Source organism: Limnohabitans sp. 2KL-51 (assembly GCF_003063645.1).
In the GTDB taxonomy this organism is placed as follows: Bacteria; Pseudomonadota; Gammaproteobacteria; order Burkholderiales; family Burkholderiaceae_C; genus Limnohabitans_A.
On sequence record NZ_NESJ01000052.1, the window covers coordinates 1 to 1,455 of the forward strand.

A 1,455-nucleotide genomic window follows, 5' to 3' on the forward strand; every position below is an offset into this window, starting at 1 on the left:
AGCGCCGTGGCCGACACCAGCGCAGTGATCTTGAGCACGGCGGGCGCGAATTTGACGCTCAACGCCAACGAAGCCGTGGGCTCGCTCGCCGGGGTGGCAGGCACCACGGTGACGCTGGGGTCGCGCACACTGACCACGGGCGATGCGAACAGCACTACATTTGCCGGTGCGATGGGCGGCACAGGCGGTTTGACCAAACAAGGCAGCGGCACTTTCACTTTGAGCGGTGCCAACACCTACTCAGGTGCCACCCAATTGAATGCTGGCACCTTGGCACTGGGTTCAAGCGACGCATTGGGTGGTCTGACATTGATCACTGGCAACACCAACACCATTGGTTTTGCAGGTGGCGCGCTGCAGTTCTCGAGCAGCAACAGATCTGACTACTCCAGCAGATTCATACGCGCTGTCAATCAAATCATCAAGATCGATACCAACGGCCAGAGCGTCACACTCGCCAGCGATTTATCGGGCACCCAGTTAATCAAGCAAGGTGCAGGAACGCTCACGCTCAGCGGCGCAAACACCATGGTCGATGGGACCCTGTCTTCCAAGTATGAGATCGCCAGCGGCACGCTCTCTTTGGCCTCGGTCGGTGCGCTGGGCAGCAGCGCAAGCATCAGCTTTACCGGCGGCACCTTGCAGTACACCGCCGTCAACACCACAGACTACTCCAGCAGATTCTCAAGCGATGCCAATCAATTGTTCAGCATCGACACCAACGGCCAGAGCGTGACGCTGCAAAGTGCGCTGACCAGCAGCGGCTCCAGCCTGACCAAGCTGGGGTTGGGTACGCTGACACTCTTAGGCACCAACACTTACGACGGCGGCACCACCATCAGCGCGGGCACCTTGCAGTTGGGCGCGGGCGGCAGCAGCACCAGCAGCAGCGGCAGCATCACGGGCGACGTGCTCAACAATGCAACGCTCAGTTTCAATCGCTCCAACGACTATTCTTTTGCTGGCGTGATCAGTGGCACCGGGGCCATCACCCAGTTGGGCGCAGGCATCCTTACCCTCAGTGGCGCCAACACCTACACAGGTTCCACCACGGTGAGCGCAGGCACACTGGCCTTGTCGGGCGGCAGCGCCATTGCCGACACCAGCGCAGTGATCTTGGACACGGCGGGCGCAAAGTTGACGCTCAACGCCAACGAAACCGTGGGCTCGCTTGCCGGGGTGGCAGGCACCACGGTGACGCTGGGGTCCTACACATTGACTGCTGGCGATGCGAACAGCACCACATTTGCTGGCGTCATTGACGGTACGGGTGGCTTGACCAAACAAGGCAGTGGCACTTTCACTTTGAGCGGTGCCAACACCTACTCCGGTGCCACCACCTTGAATGCCGGCACCTTGGCACTGGGTTCAAGCAACGCATTGGGCGGTCTGACATTGAACACTGGCAACACCAACACCATTGGTTTTGCAGGTGGAGCGCTGAACTTGGCCCGG

General features: G+C 60.1%; 1 protein-coding gene. It reads left to right on the forward strand.

Annotated features, from left to right (window positions below):
- On the forward strand, positions 1-1,455 hold a 1,455-nt coding region (locus tag B9Z49_RS21335), incomplete at both ends, for an autotransporter-associated beta strand repeat-containing protein (RefSeq protein WP_199225141.1).